The 17348-nt window shown below is 44.0% G+C and carries 14 protein-coding genes; 7 read left to right on the plus strand and 7 right to left on the minus strand.

What is annotated here, in order from left to right; genetic code table 11:
- Positions 1–57: 57 nt before the first annotated feature.
- Positions 58–1824, plus strand: coding sequence for a GGDEF domain-containing protein (locus K6Y31_RS02695; RefSeq protein ID WP_233051308.1), 1767 nt, complete (start codon positions 58–60; stop codon positions 1822–1824).
- 97 nt (positions 1825–1921) lie between these two features.
- Here the strand turns inward: K6Y31_RS02695 and K6Y31_RS02700 are convergent, their stop codons facing one another.
- Complete coding sequence (locus K6Y31_RS02700) at positions 1922–3493, minus strand: AbgT family transporter (RefSeq protein ID WP_233051309.1); 1572 nt, start codon at positions 3491–3493, stop codon at positions 1922–1924.
- A 275-nt stretch (positions 3494–3768) separates the two neighbouring features.
- Here K6Y31_RS02700 and K6Y31_RS02705 point away from each other — a divergent pair, with 275 nt between their 5' ends.
- The 4 genes from K6Y31_RS02705 to K6Y31_RS02720 all read left to right on the plus strand — a co-directional run bounded on the left by K6Y31_RS02705 (position 3769) and on the right by K6Y31_RS02720 (position 8454).
- Positions 3769–4908: a Na/Pi symporter gene (locus tag K6Y31_RS02705; RefSeq protein WP_427901888.1), complete on the plus strand. Its 1140-nt coding sequence runs from the start codon at positions 3769–3771 to the stop codon at positions 4906–4908.
- 304 nt (positions 4909–5212) lie between these two features.
- Complete coding sequence (trhP, locus tag K6Y31_RS02710; protein WP_233051442.1) at positions 5213–6592, plus strand: prephenate-dependent tRNA uridine(34) hydroxylase TrhP; 1380 nt, start codon at positions 5213–5215, stop codon at positions 6590–6592.
- 27 nt (positions 6593–6619) lie between these two features.
- On the plus strand, positions 6620–6865 hold the full coding sequence (locus tag K6Y31_RS02715; protein ID WP_233051310.1) for a YfhL family 4Fe-4S dicluster ferredoxin: 246 nt from the start codon (positions 6620–6622) through the stop codon (positions 6863–6865).
- 107 nt (positions 6866–6972) lie between these two features.
- The gene (locus K6Y31_RS02720; protein WP_233051311.1) at positions 6973–8454 is read left to right on the plus strand and encodes an MATE family efflux transporter; all 1482 of its coding nucleotides are present in this window, start codon (positions 6973–6975) and stop codon (positions 8452–8454) included.
- 88 nt (positions 8455–8542) lie between these two features.
- Here the strand turns inward: K6Y31_RS02720 and K6Y31_RS02725 are convergent, their stop codons facing one another.
- The 4 genes from K6Y31_RS02725 to ubiT all read right to left on the minus strand — a co-directional run bounded on the left by K6Y31_RS02725 (position 8543) and on the right by ubiT (position 11894).
- On the minus strand, positions 8543–9154 hold the full coding sequence (locus K6Y31_RS02725) for an NADPH-dependent FMN reductase (protein ID WP_233051312.1): 612 nt from the start codon (positions 9152–9154) through the stop codon (positions 8543–8545).
- 286 nt (positions 9155–9440) lie between these two features.
- Positions 9441–10631, minus strand: a complete 1191-nt coding sequence (locus K6Y31_RS02730; RefSeq protein WP_233051313.1) for an aminotransferase-like domain-containing protein — start codon at positions 10629–10631, stop codon at positions 9441–9443.
- A 176-nt stretch (positions 10632–10807) separates the two neighbouring features.
- Positions 10808–11245 carry a hypothetical protein gene (locus tag K6Y31_RS02735; RefSeq protein ID WP_233051314.1) on the minus strand — a complete coding sequence of 146 codons (438 nt, stop codon included), beginning with the start codon at positions 11243–11245 and terminating at the stop codon, positions 10808–10810.
- 142 nt (positions 11246–11387) lie between these two features.
- Positions 11388–11894 (minus strand): ubiquinone anaerobic biosynthesis accessory factor UbiT, encoded by a 507-nt coding sequence (gene ubiT / locus K6Y31_RS02740; protein WP_233051315.1) that lies wholly within the window; start codon positions 11892–11894, stop codon positions 11388–11390.
- A 165-nt stretch (positions 11895–12059) separates the two neighbouring features.
- On the opposite strand from ubiT, the gene ubiU reads away from it, so the two are divergent.
- Together ubiU and K6Y31_RS02750 are read left to right on the plus strand one after the other, a co-directional pair.
- On the plus strand, positions 12060–13055 hold the full coding sequence (ubiU, locus tag K6Y31_RS02745; protein WP_233051316.1) for a ubiquinone anaerobic biosynthesis protein UbiU: 996 nt from the start codon (positions 12060–12062) through the stop codon (positions 13053–13055).
- An 11-nt stretch (positions 13056–13066) separates the two neighbouring features.
- A complete protein-coding gene (locus tag K6Y31_RS02750; RefSeq protein WP_233051317.1) occupies positions 13067–13945 on the plus strand; it encodes a U32 family peptidase in 879 nt (292 codons plus the stop codon).
- A gap of 72 nt (positions 13946–14017) precedes the next feature.
- On the opposite strand, the gene nlpI is transcribed toward K6Y31_RS02750, so the two are convergent.
- Both nlpI and pnp read right to left on the minus strand, forming a co-directional pair.
- The gene (gene nlpI, locus K6Y31_RS02755) at positions 14018–14896 is read right to left on the minus strand and encodes a lipoprotein NlpI (protein ID WP_233051318.1); all 879 of its coding nucleotides are present in this window, start codon (positions 14894–14896) and stop codon (positions 14018–14020) included.
- A 171-nt stretch (positions 14897–15067) separates the two neighbouring features.
- Entirely contained in the window at positions 15068–17194 is a 2127-nt protein-coding gene (pnp, locus tag K6Y31_RS02760) for a polyribonucleotide nucleotidyltransferase (protein WP_233051443.1), read from the minus strand.
- Positions 17195–17348 lie beyond the last annotated feature (154 nt).

The following is a 17348-nucleotide window of genomic DNA, read 5'->3' on the forward strand; positions in this document are numbered from 1 at the left end:
TCATAGTTTTGTCACACCAAAGACTTAAATTGGAAAAAAACGAAAGGCTCTAAGCACATGGAAATCAAGTTTAAAAATAGTGAAATTGAGCAAATTATCGAGCAACGAAAAATCACCATTTTATTGCAGCCAATAGTCGACACATTCAATGGACCAGCGCTTGGCTATGAAGCACTGAGCCGTGGGCCATCAAATTCAAGGTTACATGCGCCATTACAGTTATTTCAGGCCGCAGAAGATGCTCATTTATTACCCCAGCTTGAGCTTACCTGCATTGAAGCAGCCCTAGAAAAGTTCAAAAAGCTCGATTTAAAAAGCTATTTGTTTATTAATTTAAGCGCTAAGGCGTTTAGCCTAGTCGATATACAAGACATAGAGCGGTTACTTAATCGCTACCAAGTAGCACCACAACAATTGGTACTAGAGCTCACTGAGCAACATCAAATTGACTGCCATGCGAGCATGCAGCTAAAAATTCGTCAGATAAAAGAGCGTGGTATCGCCATCGCAATTGACGATTTAGGTGCGGGATATTCAGGCTTGCGGACATGGTCCGAATTACAACCCGATTTTATTAAAGTCGATCGCTACTTTGCCAGTGGCCTCGACAAAGATCCGATTAAACGTCAGTTTTTGCGTTCTATTTGCCAACTGGCCTACCAAGTGAATTGTAAAATGATTGTCGAGGGCATAGAGCGACCTCAGGAGCTTAAGATCACCCAGAGCATGGGGATTCAGTACTGCCAAGGTTATCTTTTCTCTCCACCACAAGATGATCCCGCTCGATCTCATCAGTGGGCACATTTATTACTGACAAAAAATACCGTAAAAAGCGCGTTTGCCCAACAAATTGGCAGCTTACTTTTATATTGTGAGCCTGCGCTACCAACAGCCCTAGCCAACGAAATTATGGAGCGTTTTTTAGCCAACCCAGCTTTAAATTGCATTCCCGTGGTTGAAAATCAACGTGCCATAGGCCTGGTTAAACGCCAAGACCTACTTAACTTGTTTTCAGGCCGTTACGGCCGCGAACTCTACGGCCGCAAGCGCATCTCAGAGCTAATGTATCGCCAACCCCTGATCGTTGAAAGCAATATGGACCTCACCCAAGTGAGTACCCAACTCACTGAAAATACTGAACTTGATTTAGAGTTAAACTTTATTATATGCAATAATGGCCACTATTTGGGCATAGGCGCGATCCGTGATTTGATGCGACAATTGACCCAATATCAGCTCAAACTAGCACGTCACGCCAATCCACTTACTTTATTGCCAGGTAATGTGCCCGTTAACCAAACCCTGCAACAGTACCTGCGCCAAGGCGCAAGCTTTCAAATTGCCTATTTCGATTTAAATAACTTTAAGCCCTTTAATGATTGTTATGGCTACAGTAAAGGCGATGAAGCCATTAATTTATTGGCCAACATTTTAAAAGACAAATTAAAAAAAGATCATAACTTTCTTGGCCATGTCGGCGGTGACGATTTTGTTGCATTATTAAGAGATGCCGACTGGAAAGCATGCTGCCAGCAAGTAATTGATGAGTTTGATAATAAAATCATCTCTTTATATAAATCTCAGCATATTTCACAAAATGGTATTACTGGGGTGGATCGTAAGGGGCAAAGAAGCTTTTTCCCGATTATGGGATTAGCGGTAGGGATAGTTTGCATTCCAAATAACTTTCATGGCTCTGCTGAGAAGCTAACTGAATATGCTTCCCTTGCGAAAAAATATGCCAAAGAAAGCAACCAAAGTCAGATGTATTTGCTACATGCTAAAACCAAGTCAAACGCAGCTTCTGTGATGGCGCTAAGTTAATCTGACTTTAACACTGAGTAAGATAAAAAATGACAATATGCTTAGTGCGGATTGAGATGAATAAACAAGGGGCATAAACCCCTTGTTTATTTGACGGTTAAAGTGCCGGGAAGGTGTAGCTTGACTGTAAACCCAACGGTAAACCTAGGCCCCAGTAAAGCAGTAAGAAGCTCGTCCAAATCACCAGCAAAGCAATTGAATAAGGCAGCATCATCGCCATCAGTGTGCCCAATCCCGTATTTTTCACATAGCGCTGACAGTACACCACTACGAGTGGAAAGTAAGGCATTAACGGGGTAATAATATTTGAGCTAGAGTCGCCCACTCGATACGCCGCTTGGGTTAAATCGGGCGATAACCCTATTTGCATTAACATGGGTACCATGATTGGGCCAATCAAGGCCCACTTGGCAGATGATGAGCCAACGAACAAGTTGACTGCCGCCGTTAAAAATACCATCGCGACGATAGTCACCCCCGACGGCAATGCCATCGACTTCAAGGCAGCTGCTCCTTTTAATGCGATTAAGGCACCTATATTTGAATCAGCAAACGCTTTAATGAATAAGGAGCAGAAGAACGCCATCACAACATAATAAGCCATCGAGCTCATTGACTTCGTCATCGCTGCAATGACATCTTTGGAGTTCTTAAATGTGCCAACCAAGATACCGTAAACAATGCCCGGGATAACAAATAGCAAGAAGATTAAAGGCACAATTGAACGCATTAATGGTGCCTTAAACACAGCTAACTCGCCATCAATAGTTCGCATTGGACTATTCACGGGCCAGCAAGCATAAACCAACACGGCAACCCCAATAAACATAACACCGATTGCCAGCCAAAAGGCAAGTCGCTCTTGGCGCGTAATAGCCTCAAATTTTGGAATATCGGCAGGATCGCCATCAACAGGAGTATTTCTTAGTCTAGGTTCAATTATTTTATCGGTAATAAACCAACCCACTGACATGATCAGTAGGCTTGATGCTGAGGCAAAAAACCAATTATTAAGTGGGTTAACTTGAATATCTGGCGCCACAATTTGCGCGGCACTTTGCGTGAAACTCTGCAATAAAGGATCAATAGCAGAAGGAATAAAGTTGGCACAAAAGCCGCCACTTACACCTGCAAATGCCGCGGCAATACCCGCCAGTGGATGGCGACCCGCAGCATGAAAAATAACGCCAGCCAACGGAATCACCAAGACATAGCCAGCATCGGTAGCTGTATGGCTAACAATCGCAACCATAATAATAGAAGGAGTCAGTAACTTTTCAGGCGTCACCTTCAGCATGAGCTTTAACCCTGAATTAATAAATCCAGACTGCTCTGCAACCCCTACCCCCAGCATCGCCACCAGCACTACACCGAGAGGCGCAAAACTAGTAAACGTGGTCACCATGTTCGACAAAAAGTCAGCAATATTTGCGCCTGTTAATAAATTACTAACAAAAATAGCTTGTTTTGTCCGAGGGTCAATCTCGGTAAAAACGAATCCAGAAAAAAGCCATGAAAATAAGGCCACAGAAACCAAAGCGAGCAAAAATAAAACCGCCGGATCAGGCAGTTTATTACCAATTCTTTCAATACCGTCAAGAATTTTAACTAACCTCTTGTTTTTATGGGGATGATTTTCACCCTCATGATTTGAAGCTGTTTGAGTCATAAATAAGCACCAAAATTTAAACTTAATAAAACAATTATTGTGAAATTATATACCGACAAAATAGCAATAAGCAGGATTTTCAACAACCAATAAAACTAATTTATAACTGTTTTAGATCAAATAGGCTGTTAATTCTTAGCAAATGCCTTCAAAATGACGCCCGTTCAAAAATGGAGCGAGATCACGGCGAAATATTTCTGTCATATTTAGCTGTTCTAATCTGCTCGTCAAAAAAACTGAAACATCACCGAGTAGATTGTGATAGGAAGCAAAAAATGAATATGAATCAGGGAAAGCAAGTCACACAAAATATGTTTAATTGGCTTGCAGTTGCTGCACTGGTCTATGCCATGTTGGTTGCTGTAAGCACTGTGGGTAGTGGCTTTAAAATTGTTTCAGGCGGTGCCAGTGGTGCAGAGCAAATATTCCAATTTGCCAGTAATCCATTTGTAGCATTAATACTTGGCACCTTAGCAACGGCTTTAGTGCAATCTTCCTCGACAGTCACCGCCGTTATCGTCGGTTTAGTGGCTGGCGGTCTTCCTATCTCAATCGCGATTCCGATGGTGATGGGTGCCAACATGGGAACCACCATTACCAACACGATCGTATCCATTGGCCATGTCCGTCAAAAAGAAGACTTTAAACGCGCTTTCAGCGCGGCGACGGTGCATGACTTTTTTAATTTACTCGCTGTTGCTATCTTCTTACCCCTTGAACTGATGTTTGGCGTATTAGAAAAGCTTGCTTCTGCTGCTGCCCATTTATTTGTGGGTAGCTCAGATGTCTCAATGAAAGGGCTTGATTTCATGAAGCCTTTAACCAAACCAGCGGTAGGTTTAGTAAAAGATGGTTGGGCCTTTTTACCGGGTAATTGGACCGGTATCGCTATGGTCATTACCGGCATTGTCATCATTCTTTTTGCTGTCACTTACTTAGGTAAGGTACTTAAACAAGTATTGGTTGGCCGAGCGAAAAACGTATTGCACAGTGCTATTGGTAAAGGACCTGTAACGGGGATCTGCTCCGGTGCACTGGTGACCGTGATGGTACAATCATCTTCTACTACCACCAGTTTGATGATCCCATTAGCGGGCTCCGGTATGTTTACGACTAAGCAAATTTACCCGTTTACTCTAGGGGCAAATATTGGTACCACCATTACCGCATTATTAGCAGCTACCGCTATTATAGGCAGTGCTGCAGAAGTTGCATTAACCATCGCTTTAGTACACTTTTTGTTTAACCTCTTAGCGGTTGCCCTTATTTATGGCTTGCCATTTTTACGAGATTTACCAATCAAAGCGGCAGAACGCCTGGCTGAAGTTGGCTCGCAAAACAAACTATTAGCCTTTGGTTATGTAGTAGGCACTTTCTTTGTGATACCCGGCTTAATGCTAGTAGCAGTGCGTTAAGCAACTAAATGTCACCCAGCCATAGTAAAAGCGCCGCATTAACCTGCGGCGTTTTTGTATCCCCAGTGCATCCCTAACGATTTAAACCCGGTTAAGATTGGTTATCACTCTTATAGCCACATCACCGCCGACAAGCCTTCTTATCTGCGCCCAAGTAATATTGATCTAAATCAATATGCAATCAGATTTCTCTCTCCAGCAATCAAAGCGACTTACTTCATAAATGAATTACCAGTACCATTTGCGCCCCCTAAACCATATGGTGGTTTAGCCCTGACTTGAGCTCAGACAAGAGAGATTAATGATGTTAAAACCTGAACTGCTTTCCCCCGCTGGCACCCTAAAAAATATGCGTTACGCCTTTGCTTATGGCGCTGACGCCGTTTACGCGGGTCAGCCACGTTACTCACTACGTGTACGTAACAACGAATTCAATCATGAAAACCTACAAATCGGCATTAATGAAGCCCACGCTTTAGGTAAAAAGTTTTATGTGGTGTGTAATATTCAGCCACACAATTCGAAATTAAAAACCTTTATCCGCGATATGAAACCTGTCGTTGATATGGGGCCTGATGCGTTAATCATGTCCGACCCCGGTCTTATCATGATGGTACGTGAACACTTTCCGCAGATGCCTATTCACCTATCGGTGCAAGCCAATGCTGTTAACTGGGCTACGGTAAAGTTCTGGCAGCAGCAAGGGGTTGAGCGCGTTATTCTTTCGCGAGAGTTATCGTTAGAAGAAATCCAAGATATCCGTGAACATGCGCCAGAAATGGAACTTGAAGTATTTGTCCACGGCGCATTATGCATGGCTTACTCTGGCCGCTGTTTACTGTCTGGCTACATCAATAAGCGCGATCCTAACCAAGGCACCTGCACTAACTCTTGCCGCTGGAAATACGACACCCATGAAGCGAAAGAAAATGAAGTGGGCGATATCGTCGCAGTGCAACCGGAAATCTACACGCCAGAAAAAGTAGCGCCAACCTTAGGTGAAGGTCAGCCAACGGATCAAGTCGTGCTGCTACAAGAGCAAGGCCGCCCGGGTGAATACATGCCAGCGTTTGAAGATGAACACGGCACTTACATTATGAACTCGAAAGATTTACGCGCCATTGAGCACGTTGAGCGCTTAACGCAAATGGGCGTACATTCATTAAAAATTGAAGGACGTACTAAGAGCTTTTATTACTGCGCACGCACCGCACAAATTTATAAGCAAGCGATTGATGATGCCGTAGCGGGTCGCCCGTTTGATCAAAACTTGAAAAGCACCTTAGAAAGCTTGGCTCACCGCGGTTACACTGAAGGCTTCTTGCGTCGTCATAATCACAGCGAATATCAAAACTACGACTATGGCTACTCGGTCAGTACCCATCAACAATTTGTTGGTGAAATCACAGGGCGCCATGGCGAAACAGGCTTAGTGGAAGTAACAGTAAAGAATAAGTTCTTACTCGGCGACAGCATGGAGTTAATGACACCTAAAGGCAATATCACCTTCACCTTAGAGCAAATGCAAAATCGTAAAGGTGAAGCCGTTGATGATGCCAAAGGCTCGGGCCATATTGTTTATATTCCATTGCCTGATGATATCGAGCTGGAATTTGCATTGCTAATGAGAAATTTGCCTGAAGATGCCGATACCCGTAACCCGCATCAAGCTAAGTCAGCTTAACGGATTAACCATTAGAGGATTAATCTTATGGCGTTACTCATTACCGACCAGTGTATTAATTGTGATATGTGCGATCCAGAATGCCCTAATACTGCAATTACCTTTGGCGCTGAAATATATGAGATAAATCCAGACCTGTGCACCGAGTGTGAAGGCTTTTATGATAAGCCGACCTGTGTTGCGGTCTGTCCTATTGATTGTATTATTCCCGATCCGGCTCATGTTGAAACTAAAACAGAGCTATTGGATAAGTTTTTACGCTTACATCCATAACCTTGGTGTCGCAACAAACTATGTCATCGCCATATTTAGGCGGTGACATTTTACTCCTCCCCTTTTAAACTGTCCTTTCCATTCGTAAACACTCATTATGGCGTAACATGCCACAAGCAAAATTCTTAAAAGGCTCCATTTTCAAGCATATTGTGGTGATGTCTTCGACTAATGCCATCGGCTTAACCGCACTTTTTTTAGTTGACTTGATTGATCTGTTTTTTATCAGCTTACTCGGCGAAGTAGAGCTAGCAGCCGCTGTTGGCTATGCCGGTACTCTGTCATTTTTTACCACCTCTATCGCGATTGGAATATCCATTTCAATGACCGCGTTGGTTTCCAGAGCCATCGGTCAAAAAGATCGCACTAAAGCAAGGCGCTTTGCCATTCACGTAGCAGCCCTTGGCTTTATTGTCACTAGTTTGGTGAGTGGATTACTTTGGTGGTTTGTACCTGAAATGCTGAGTATTATTGGCGCAAAAGGGCAAACCTTGGCTTACGCCACCGACTACTTGCGCATTTTAGTCCCTTCATTGCCATTTATTTGCCTTGCTATGAACATGGGTGCGGCACTGCGCGCAGTGGGTGACGCGAAACAAGCCATGTATTCAACCCTTACCGGTGGCGCAGTTAATGCTGTGCTTGATCCTATTTTTATTTTTGCCCTAGGCATGGGCATTCAAGGGGCAGCAATAGCATCCGTGCTAGCACGCTTTGCTGTGTTAGCCGTGGGGTTTTATGGCGCAAACTACAAGCACCAGTTAATTGGCCGCTTCCATTGGCCGCACTTTAAACAAGATATAAAACCCATTGTCGCGATAGCCGGTCCGGGCATATTAACCAATGTAGCCACGCCATTTGGTAATGCTTATGTGACGGCGGTGATAGCACAGTTTGGCGATGGCTACGTGGCGGGATGGGCGGTAGTGGGACGAATATTACCGGTCGCATTTGGCATGATCTTCGCTTTATCTGGCGCTATCGGCCCGATTATTGGGCAAAACTTTGGCGCTCACTATTATCCTCGCGTGCGCGCAACATTGAATGAATCACTCAAGTTTGTCACCTTATACATATTAGTGGCGGCCATGTTTCTGTCTTTCAGCCAAGAGTTAATCATTCAGACCTTTGGCGTTGGGCCTGAAGGCGCCAGTATCGTACGCTTATTTTGCCAAGTTATTGCGATTAGCTTTATTTTCTCCGGCGGTCAGTTTGTTGCAAACGCCTCATTCAATAACTTAGGTTTCGCCAGTTACTCCACCGTGCTCAACGTCGGTAAATCCACCTTAGGCACCTTTCCCTTCGTTTATTTTGGCGCAGCTTGGTTTGGCCCGAGCGGGGTATTATACGGGCAAGCATTAGGGACCATGATATTTGGCATTATCGCCGTTATCGTGGCTTATAGACTGGTGGATAGAATTGAACAAAATTGGTTACATCATCAGAAAATGCCAGAGCCTGAGCCACAAGCTGAGGGACAAATTCCTCTCACTCCATTCAGCTCAAGCCGAGTTTATTTATGTGGCGAGCTCGCAGAGGAGGATGTCTCTGCTAGCGATCACTCAGCCCGCATAAAGGGCAAAGAATAAACGCAATTAACCAGCTCCAAAATCGAAAAGCTAACACCATGACTGGTATTAGCTTTGAAAAATATAGCGATTTTATGAACTAATATTGTTAATGGGACATCGCTGCCACTTTCAGGTGCTGTGCATTATTTGGACGCATAAAGTGAGCAATAGGACTATTTCCTTTTGCTAAACAACCCATCAATTTAAAGCCATAATCGACACGCTCCGCACTTAAGCCATCGAGATGGTAATCCTGCTGCTTACACTTAACGACCTCATCAGTGGTAGCGACTACGATGTGGTCTAACACTATGCAAAGGCGGTTAAAAACAAAATTACTTAGCCTTAGTTCTTGCGCAGAAAAAGCACCGCGACAAGTACTGGCAATCCTGACAACAACGCCCGGCAAAGTACTTAGTTCAGAGCGCTCACATAGCGCAAAAAAATTCTTTAACGTCACTTCTTCCCACTCAGGACTAACGACAACTACCGCGTCAGCTGAAGCTAAAAGCTGATGGGTATCAAACCAATCGTCCATCCAATGATCTAACTCTTTACATAAATCTTCATCCCACAACGGGATACTCAATTTTGATAAACTCAAAACGTGACAATTAGCCACCTCGCCAGAGAGTTCAGCCCTCGCAGCAACCGCCTTAGCGACGCCATAGGCGGATGAATTTTTACGTTGACTACCACTAATAATTACAATATTCACCGAACACTCCTTCACTCATTGAATGTGCGGCCCGATATCTAAAAACAAAAACAACATGAACTAATTAGGATTATTATTGCGGGCTTAGCTCTGACCCTTGCCGTCATCGAGGACAACGCTACCAATTTAGTACAAGCGAAGCCTAAATGCACTCAATTAGCCGAAAATAAATCAATAAAAGATGAAATAACTAATGCAGATTTCTTATTCAAGAGGAATAGCTAAGGTAAAAAAAATGAGCGTAGAAAATATTCGAAAAATGTCACCCAAACGATGACATTTTGATTCAGACTAAATATGGCAACTGGGATTGGATCACTCGACCTAAACGTTTAATCCCCTCTTCAATAGTGGCAGGATCCACGCTAGAGAAGTTAAGCCGTAAGGTATTGGTTGCTGTTTTACTCACATAAAAAGGTGCACCGGGAACAAATGCCACTTTTTCTTCAATAGCAACATCAAACAAAGCTCTTGCATCCATGCCTTCTGGTAACGTTGCCCACAAAAACATGCCCCCTTCAGGCTCAGTGCATGTGACCTCTGCCGGAAAGTACTTTTTAATGGCCCGCTCCATCGCATTTTTTTGCTCACCGTATACCTTAATAATGTTGGCGACATGAGCATCAAGATCGTTCTGTGATAAAAACTCAAACAAAACGCGCTGCGAAAAGTAGTTAGTGTGTAAATCTGAGGCTTGTTTAGCAATCACCAGTTTTTCCATTAACGCTTTAGGTGCAACAATCCACCCTAAGCGAAATGCAGGCACCACCGTCTTAGAAAACGATCCAAGCAATACCGTTTGCTCAGGTATTAGCGCTTTAAATGAAGTGGCTTGCTTACCCGAGAAGCGCAAATCACCATAAGGGTTATCTTCAATGATCAAGGTTGCACTTTTTGCTAATGCCGCCGCAACATCATGGCGGTTTTGCTCTGGGTAAGAGACGCCTGATGGATTTTGGAAATTAGGCACCGCGTAGAAAAGCTTTGCATCCACTTTACTAAGGGTTTCTTCAAACGCTGACACATCCAACCCCTGAGAGCCCACAGGTACTGGATTAAACTTCGATTTATATACTGAAAAAGCTTGGATCGCACCAAGGTAGCCAGGCTCTTCAATGATCACGTCATCGCCCTCATTAAGCAGTGTCTTACCTAATAAATCTAACCCTTGTTGGGATCCGCTAGTGATCAAAATATCCGCAGGATCGATGTCTAAACCTTCATGTTTTTTATAACGTGCAGCAATATATTCACGCAGCGGTAAATAGCCCTCGGTATTACTGTATTGCAGAATATCTTTACCCGCACTATCAAACACGTCATTAGTCGCTTTTTTTAACGCAGCCACCGGAAAAAGGTCGCGATTAGGCAAGCCTCCCGCAAAAGAGATAATATTAGGGTCCACTGCCACTTTTAAAATCTCACGAATGAAGGATTGAGGAACGTCTGAGATACGGTCAGAGAAAAGCTTATTCATAATACATAAATCCAGATTACTACTTTAAACCACCACTGAAGCAATATAGGCTAGTTATTTATTCTAACAAAATACCAAAATTAGTCTGTGGCAATACAATTATTCTTATTTAGTAACTTGTTTTTATGCTATTTGCTAATAAATAACAAGGGATTTTTTGGCTGTAAAACGTTGCTCTAACTCCAGATTTTTCGCTCAGAAATAAAGTAATAACGAATATTAGTAAAGAACACACAGCAGATAATAAAGCCGCCAGTAATAGAGCTAAGGTGGGTATACATATTCGCAAGGTAACTAACAATTAAAGGCTCTTTGGTTAGCCAGTTAGCTAAGATCAATACACCATAGCCAATCAGAAATAACCAGCGTGCCCCCCCCCAAAAAAGCAATAGACCAATAATCGCAAACGCCACCAGTGCAAAGCTTAAAGTCAGTAAGCCATACAGCACCAAAGCACTCAATTCAGAAGAGAGTGGCAAGTATGTTGAGATAAGATTTTGACTGATCAACTCTAGCTTTTGCCAAGGCAACATATTCTCGGTGACAAAAGTCATGGTGACAAAAAAGACAAAAAACAATACCAATAAGCGAAAAATACTGCGAGAAATCATCATCTATCACCACTGCTTCACATAGTGCCAGACTACGATCTTCGCCACTGGAATACCAACCTAAAACGTTAAACTGTGTATTAGGGCAAATAACACACAGTTAGTGATAATTTAAGGGAACTTTCTCAAATATAGTGTTCTTATATCAGGGACTAACAGTAAACCTAGTAGCAGAGCCTTGCGCTATAAATTCAGCTAACTTAGCAATGCCATGTAAGGCCGGTTTAGGCAATAGTGCCATATCAAAGCCATCCAATAAGTTCTTAACTTCAAGACCTAATTCAGTGTCACCTTCAATTTGTAGACGGCGTTGAAAAAACAACGTATCAGCATCTTCTTTACGTCCAGCAATTAGAATAAGGTCGTTCAGCGCGCCCATAAAACTGACATCCGCAGCTTGCTGTGGCGCAGCAACCAGAATTTTTTGCCCCTTTAACGTCATACACCAACTCACGTCTAAATCGGTGACCGTTACTTTTAGCCATTTATCAGCCAAAAACGCGAGCTCTTCGTCCTCTATACTCGTCGCTAACGCTCGATTAAGGGCATTTTCCAAACACACTCGCTGTAACGGAAAAGGCATGGCTTGCGCCGGCACACGCAGTAACTGCGGCCCAAGTTTAATAAGCTGTTGTTGCAGTTGATCGAACATAAAACTCCCCACTGATAAAATCCGTCATTATTGATAAGTTTTACACTCTTGATCCTGGCATAAATCAAACAAAGGCAAAAAACATCCGCAACCCTGCCCTACATCAAAAAGCCCATACCCAGCGATACTTACAATGCGTTCATCATTACACCTTAGGCTTTAATTATGGAACTGCTTTGCCCTGCGGGAAACTTACCCGCGCTGAAAACGGCAGTCGATAACGGTGCAGACGCCGTTTACATCGGCTTTAAAGATGATACCAATGCCCGCCATTTTGCCGGCTTAAACTTTACCGATAAAAAGCTGCAGCAAGGGGTCGACTATATCAAGGCCCATCACAAATCCCTTCATGTGGCGATTAATACCTTTGCTCACCCAGGCCAGCAACAGCGCTGGTTTAAAGCGATAGATAAATGCGCCGAAATAGGCGCTGATGCGGTGATCGTCGCAGACATCGCGGCCCTTGAATATGCCAGTAAACGCTACCCTGAGTTAGACTTGCACCTCTCGGTACAAGCCTCCGCAACCAATGCGCCCGCGATTGCCTTCTACCAAGAAAATTTTAATGTCTCACGCGTGGTTTTACCGCGCGTATTGTCAATACACCAAGTAAAACAACTCGCTCGCGCGACCAATATTGAGCTAGAAGTCTTTGCTTTTGGTAGCTTGTGTATCATGGCTGAAGGACGTTGCTACCTATCGTCTTATGTCACTGGAGAGTCTCCCAATACCGTCGGCGCTTGTTCGCCAGCTAAGTTTGTGCGCTGGCAGCAAACGCCTTCTGGCCTCGAATCGCGCTTAAGTGATGTGTTAATCGATAAATACCAACAACACGAAAAAACCGGTTACCCCACTTTATGCAAAGGCCGATTCCATGTCGAAGATAATCTTTACCACGCCCTTGAGGAGCCCACGAGCTTAAATACGTTGTCATTATTACCCGAACTATTTAACGCCAACATCGCAGCCGTGAAGATTGAAGGCCGCCAGCGTAGCCCTGCCTACGTTGAACAAATAACACGTGTATGGCGACAAGCTATCGATCAATACCAGTTAAACCCTGCGCAGTACCAAGTTAAGCCAGCTTGGGATCAAGCCTTAGACAAAGTGTCTGAAGGCAGTACGACTACTCTCGGCGCTTACCATAAAGCTTGGCAGTAAGGACAAACATCATGAAAGTATCTCTCGGGCCAATATTATATTTCTGGCCAAAACAAACTGTCGCTGACTTTTATCAACAAGCACAAGATAGCGACGCCGATATTATTTATTTAGGCGAAACGGTGTGTAGTAAGCGCCGTGAGTTAAAAAGTAAAGACTGGCTAGCGCTGGCCAAACAACTGGCAGACAACACTGATAAACAAATTGTGCTATCGACCATGGCATTACTGGAAGCGCCATCAGAAGTGAGGGTGCTTAAAGAGCTCTGCGAAAATCAACAGTTCATGGTCGAAGCAAATGATTTAGGCGCAGTACAACTACTCTCAGAATACGCTGTGCCCTTTGTTTGTGGCCCAGCAATTAATTGCTATAACGCTAATGTTATCCAGTTTTTGCTTGGCAAAGGAATGACGCGTTGGGTGATGCCCGTAGAGCTCTCTGGTGACTGGCTACGCACTTTATTACAAGATTGCCAGCAGTTAGGCATTCGTGACCAGTTTGAAGTAGAAGTGTTTGCTTGGGGCCATATGCCATTGGCCTACTCAGCCCGCTGTTTTACTGCCCGCAGTGAAAATAAAGCCAAAGATGATTGCGAGCTATGCTGCATTAACTACCCGCAAGGGCGTACAATGCGCAGCCAAGAAAACCAAGATCTCTTTGTACTCAATGGCATTCAAACCCAGTCAGGGCTGAGATACAACCTGTTAAATGAAGTGCCGCAATTAGCCACACTAGCCGATATTGTCCGAGTCAGCCCTGAAAGTATGGCAAGTTTATCGGTACCGACTCAGTTTAAGCAACAGCTTAACGGTTACCAAGCTTATTCATTAGAAAGCAAAGAGTGTAACGGTTACTGGCACCAAATTGCCGGCTTAGCGCAGCACGTTTAGCAGTGGTACAAACCATAAAAAAGGGAGCGTTAATGCTCCCTGATATTCAATATTCAATATTCAGTTTCGCTATTAACGATTCGGATTATGCTTAAGCGCTAATAAATCAAGCTCTAACAGCGCATATTTATGCTCGATAAATTCATACACATTGTTAGATAACGACAGCTTGTAAAAGCTAGCCGCGAGCACATCGTTGCCTTGCGCCTGATACCATTTACCTAAATAAAAATACGCTTCACATAAACGCTCAGCCAATGACTGATTGTTTTCTATCCCTTGAGATAAAGAGCTGATATAAGTGGCTTCGTCTATTTTACCGGTATAAAAATCAGCAATACGCCAACCCCAGTCTGCCGTTTGATATTTAGCTTGGTTCGCCTTTAATCGCGCCATTGCAGCTTCGGGTGAAACATGTTGCTCGGCCAGATATAGCCAAATATTACGATATGGCTCTGCTGGCTCAAACGAAACAAAGGTTTTTAAATCAGCAACCGCCAGCTCATGAGCGCCGGCATAAGAAAGTGCAATACCTCGGTTCATGTAGGCATACTGATGATCGGGTTGCAGCTCCAGCACAGAATCAAAGGCTTCAAACGATTCATCAAATTCTTGCATCTGTGTTAAATACACGCCGAGATAATTATAAGCTTCAGCAAAATCCGGCTTCACTTTTATCGCTTGGTTAAAATCAAACCGCGCCAACGACGTCATGCCTAACTGATCATATGTTGCGCCGCGTTCATAAAACAGCACAGCTAACTTTTCTGAATCAACATCAGGCGAGTTGATCATTTGGCCAAGACGGATCAGTTTTAATTCGCTTTGATAGGTCACTTGCAGGGGAATAGCTAAAACCAGTGACTGGGAGCCTCGCTCAGATGCATTGTTATTAGCACAACCGGTTAACATCGCGCTAGCTGCTAATAGAGCCAGTAAAACTTTCTTCATGAATTTCCTCCAATCGCACTTGTATCTCAATAAGTATCGCTGCGGGTTAAATGAATGATACAAGCATTTACGTATGCAGAGACTGGCTTATCCGCGGGGTAAAGTAAAGAAATTAAAGTAAAAAAAAGGGGGTCCGAAGACCCCCTTTGGTATTCAGTTAGCGGCTGCTAATTACTCAGCAGCAGGCGCTTCTGCAGCAGGAGCTGCGGGCGCTACATCTGCTTGCGCTTCTTTAATACTTAGACGTACACGGCCTTGGCGGTCTACTTCTAGTACTTTAACTTTCACTTCATCGCCTTCTTTAAGGTGGTCAGATACGTTCTGAACACGCTCTTGGCAGATTTGTGAAATGTGCACTAAGCCATCTTTACCTGGAAGGATGTTTACAAATGCACCGAAGTCAGCTAGACGCACTACTTTACCTTCGTAGATACGACCCACTTCGATTTCAGCTGTTAGGGCTTCAATACGACGAATCGCGTCTTTTGCTTGCTCACCATCAGTCGCTGCAATTTTAACGGTACCGTTATCATCAATCTCGATAGTCGTACCTGTTTCTTCAGTAAGCTGACGGATTGTTGCGCCACCTTTACCAATAACGTCACGGATTTTCTCTGGATTGATCTTGATAGTGTGGATACGCGGCGCGAATTCAGAAATTTCAGTGCGCGCACCGGAAATAGCTTGGTCCATCACTTGCAAGATATGTAGACGTGCACCGCGCGCTTGCGTTAGTGCCACTTCCATAATTTCGCGAGTGATACCTTCGATCTTGATATCCATTTGCAGTGCAGTAATACCTTCACTACTACCCGCTACTTTAAAGTCCATGTCACCTAAGTGATCTTCATCACCTAGAATGTCAGAAAGAACCACGAATTTATCGCCTTCTTTCACTAGACCCATCGCGATACCAGCAACAGATGCTTTAAGTGGTACACCCGCATCCATTAGCGCAAGTGAACTACCACAAACAGACGCCATTGAAGACGAACCATTTGATTCAGTAATTTCAGATACGATACGCACTGTGTATGGGAATTCAGCCAGTGTTGGCATTACCGCTTGTACACCACGCTTAGCTAAACGGCCGTGACCAATTTCACGACGCTTAGGTGAGCCGATCATGCCTGTTTCACCTACACAGTATGGAGGGAAGTTGTAGTGCAGCATGAAGTAATCTTTCTTCTCACCCATCAGTGAGTCGATGTTTTGTGCATCGCGCTCTGTACCTAGTGTACAAACAACTAGCGCTTGTGTTTCACCACGAGTGAATAGCGAGCTACCGTGAGTACGTGGCAATACGCCTGTTTTCACGTCTAGGGCACGAACTGTATCTGGTTCACGACCATCGATACGCGGTGCACCATCAATGATACGGGTACGTACCACTGTTTTTTCAACGTCATGTACAATTTCAGCCGCTTCTTTGGCATCAACTGTTTCGTCTTCAGCAACTAGTTGTGCCACGGTATCAGCAGTGATAGCAGAAATAACGTCGTAACGTTTCGCTTTTTCACTGATTTGGTAAGCTTCGATTAGCTTAGCTTCAGCCAACGCTTTAATTTTGTCTTTTAGCGCCGTGTTTTCAACTGGTGCAACCCACTCCCATGCAGGCGTCGCAACTTCAGCAGCAAACTCATTGATGGCAGAGATTACTTTTTGTTGCTCATCGTGGCCATATACAACCGCGCCTAGCATTACGTCTTCAGGCAGAAGTTCAGCTTCAGATTCAACCATTAACACAGCGTCTTTAGTACCTGCAACTACGAGGTCTAATTGGCTCGTTTCAAGCTCAGTTTTAGTTGGGTTCAGTAAGTATTCACCGTCTTTGTAACCCACGCGCGCTACACCAATCGGGCCGCCAAATGGCATGCCTGAAATAGCAAGAGCTGCAGATGCACCAATCATAGCAACAAGATCAGGGTGAACTTCAGGGTTAACAGAAACCACTGTACATACGATTTGTACTTCGTTTTTGAAACCTTCAGGGAACAATGGACGGATTGGACGATCGATTAAACGTGCCGTTAGAGTTTCGCCTTCACTTGGACGGCCTTCACGTTTGAAGAAACCACCAGGGATTTTACCCGCTGCGTACGTTTTTTCTTGGTAGTTTACTGTTAGAGGGAAGAAGTCACGGCTTGGATCAGCCGTTTTTTTGCCAACAACAGATACAAAAACAGCAGTATCGTCCATGCTAACCATTACGGCAGCAGTAGCTTGACGAGCGATAGCGCCCGTTTCAAGAGTGACAGTATGTTCGCCATACTGGAAGGTTTTAACAATCGGATTCAGCATGAATCATCCTTTAATTTGGGGTCGTTAATTTCGCGACTAAGTATACTGTATAAGTTTTTGAAATCATATTATTCAAAGTAGGCTTACGACAATTGCAACGCTTTTTTTTGTTGCAGAGCAAAAAACGCGAAATTCGGGGAGAGATAACATA

The organism is Motilimonas cestriensis (assembly GCF_021295315.1).
GTDB classification, from domain to species: domain Bacteria; phylum Pseudomonadota; class Gammaproteobacteria; order Enterobacterales; family CBDFNC01; genus Motilimonas; species Motilimonas cestriensis.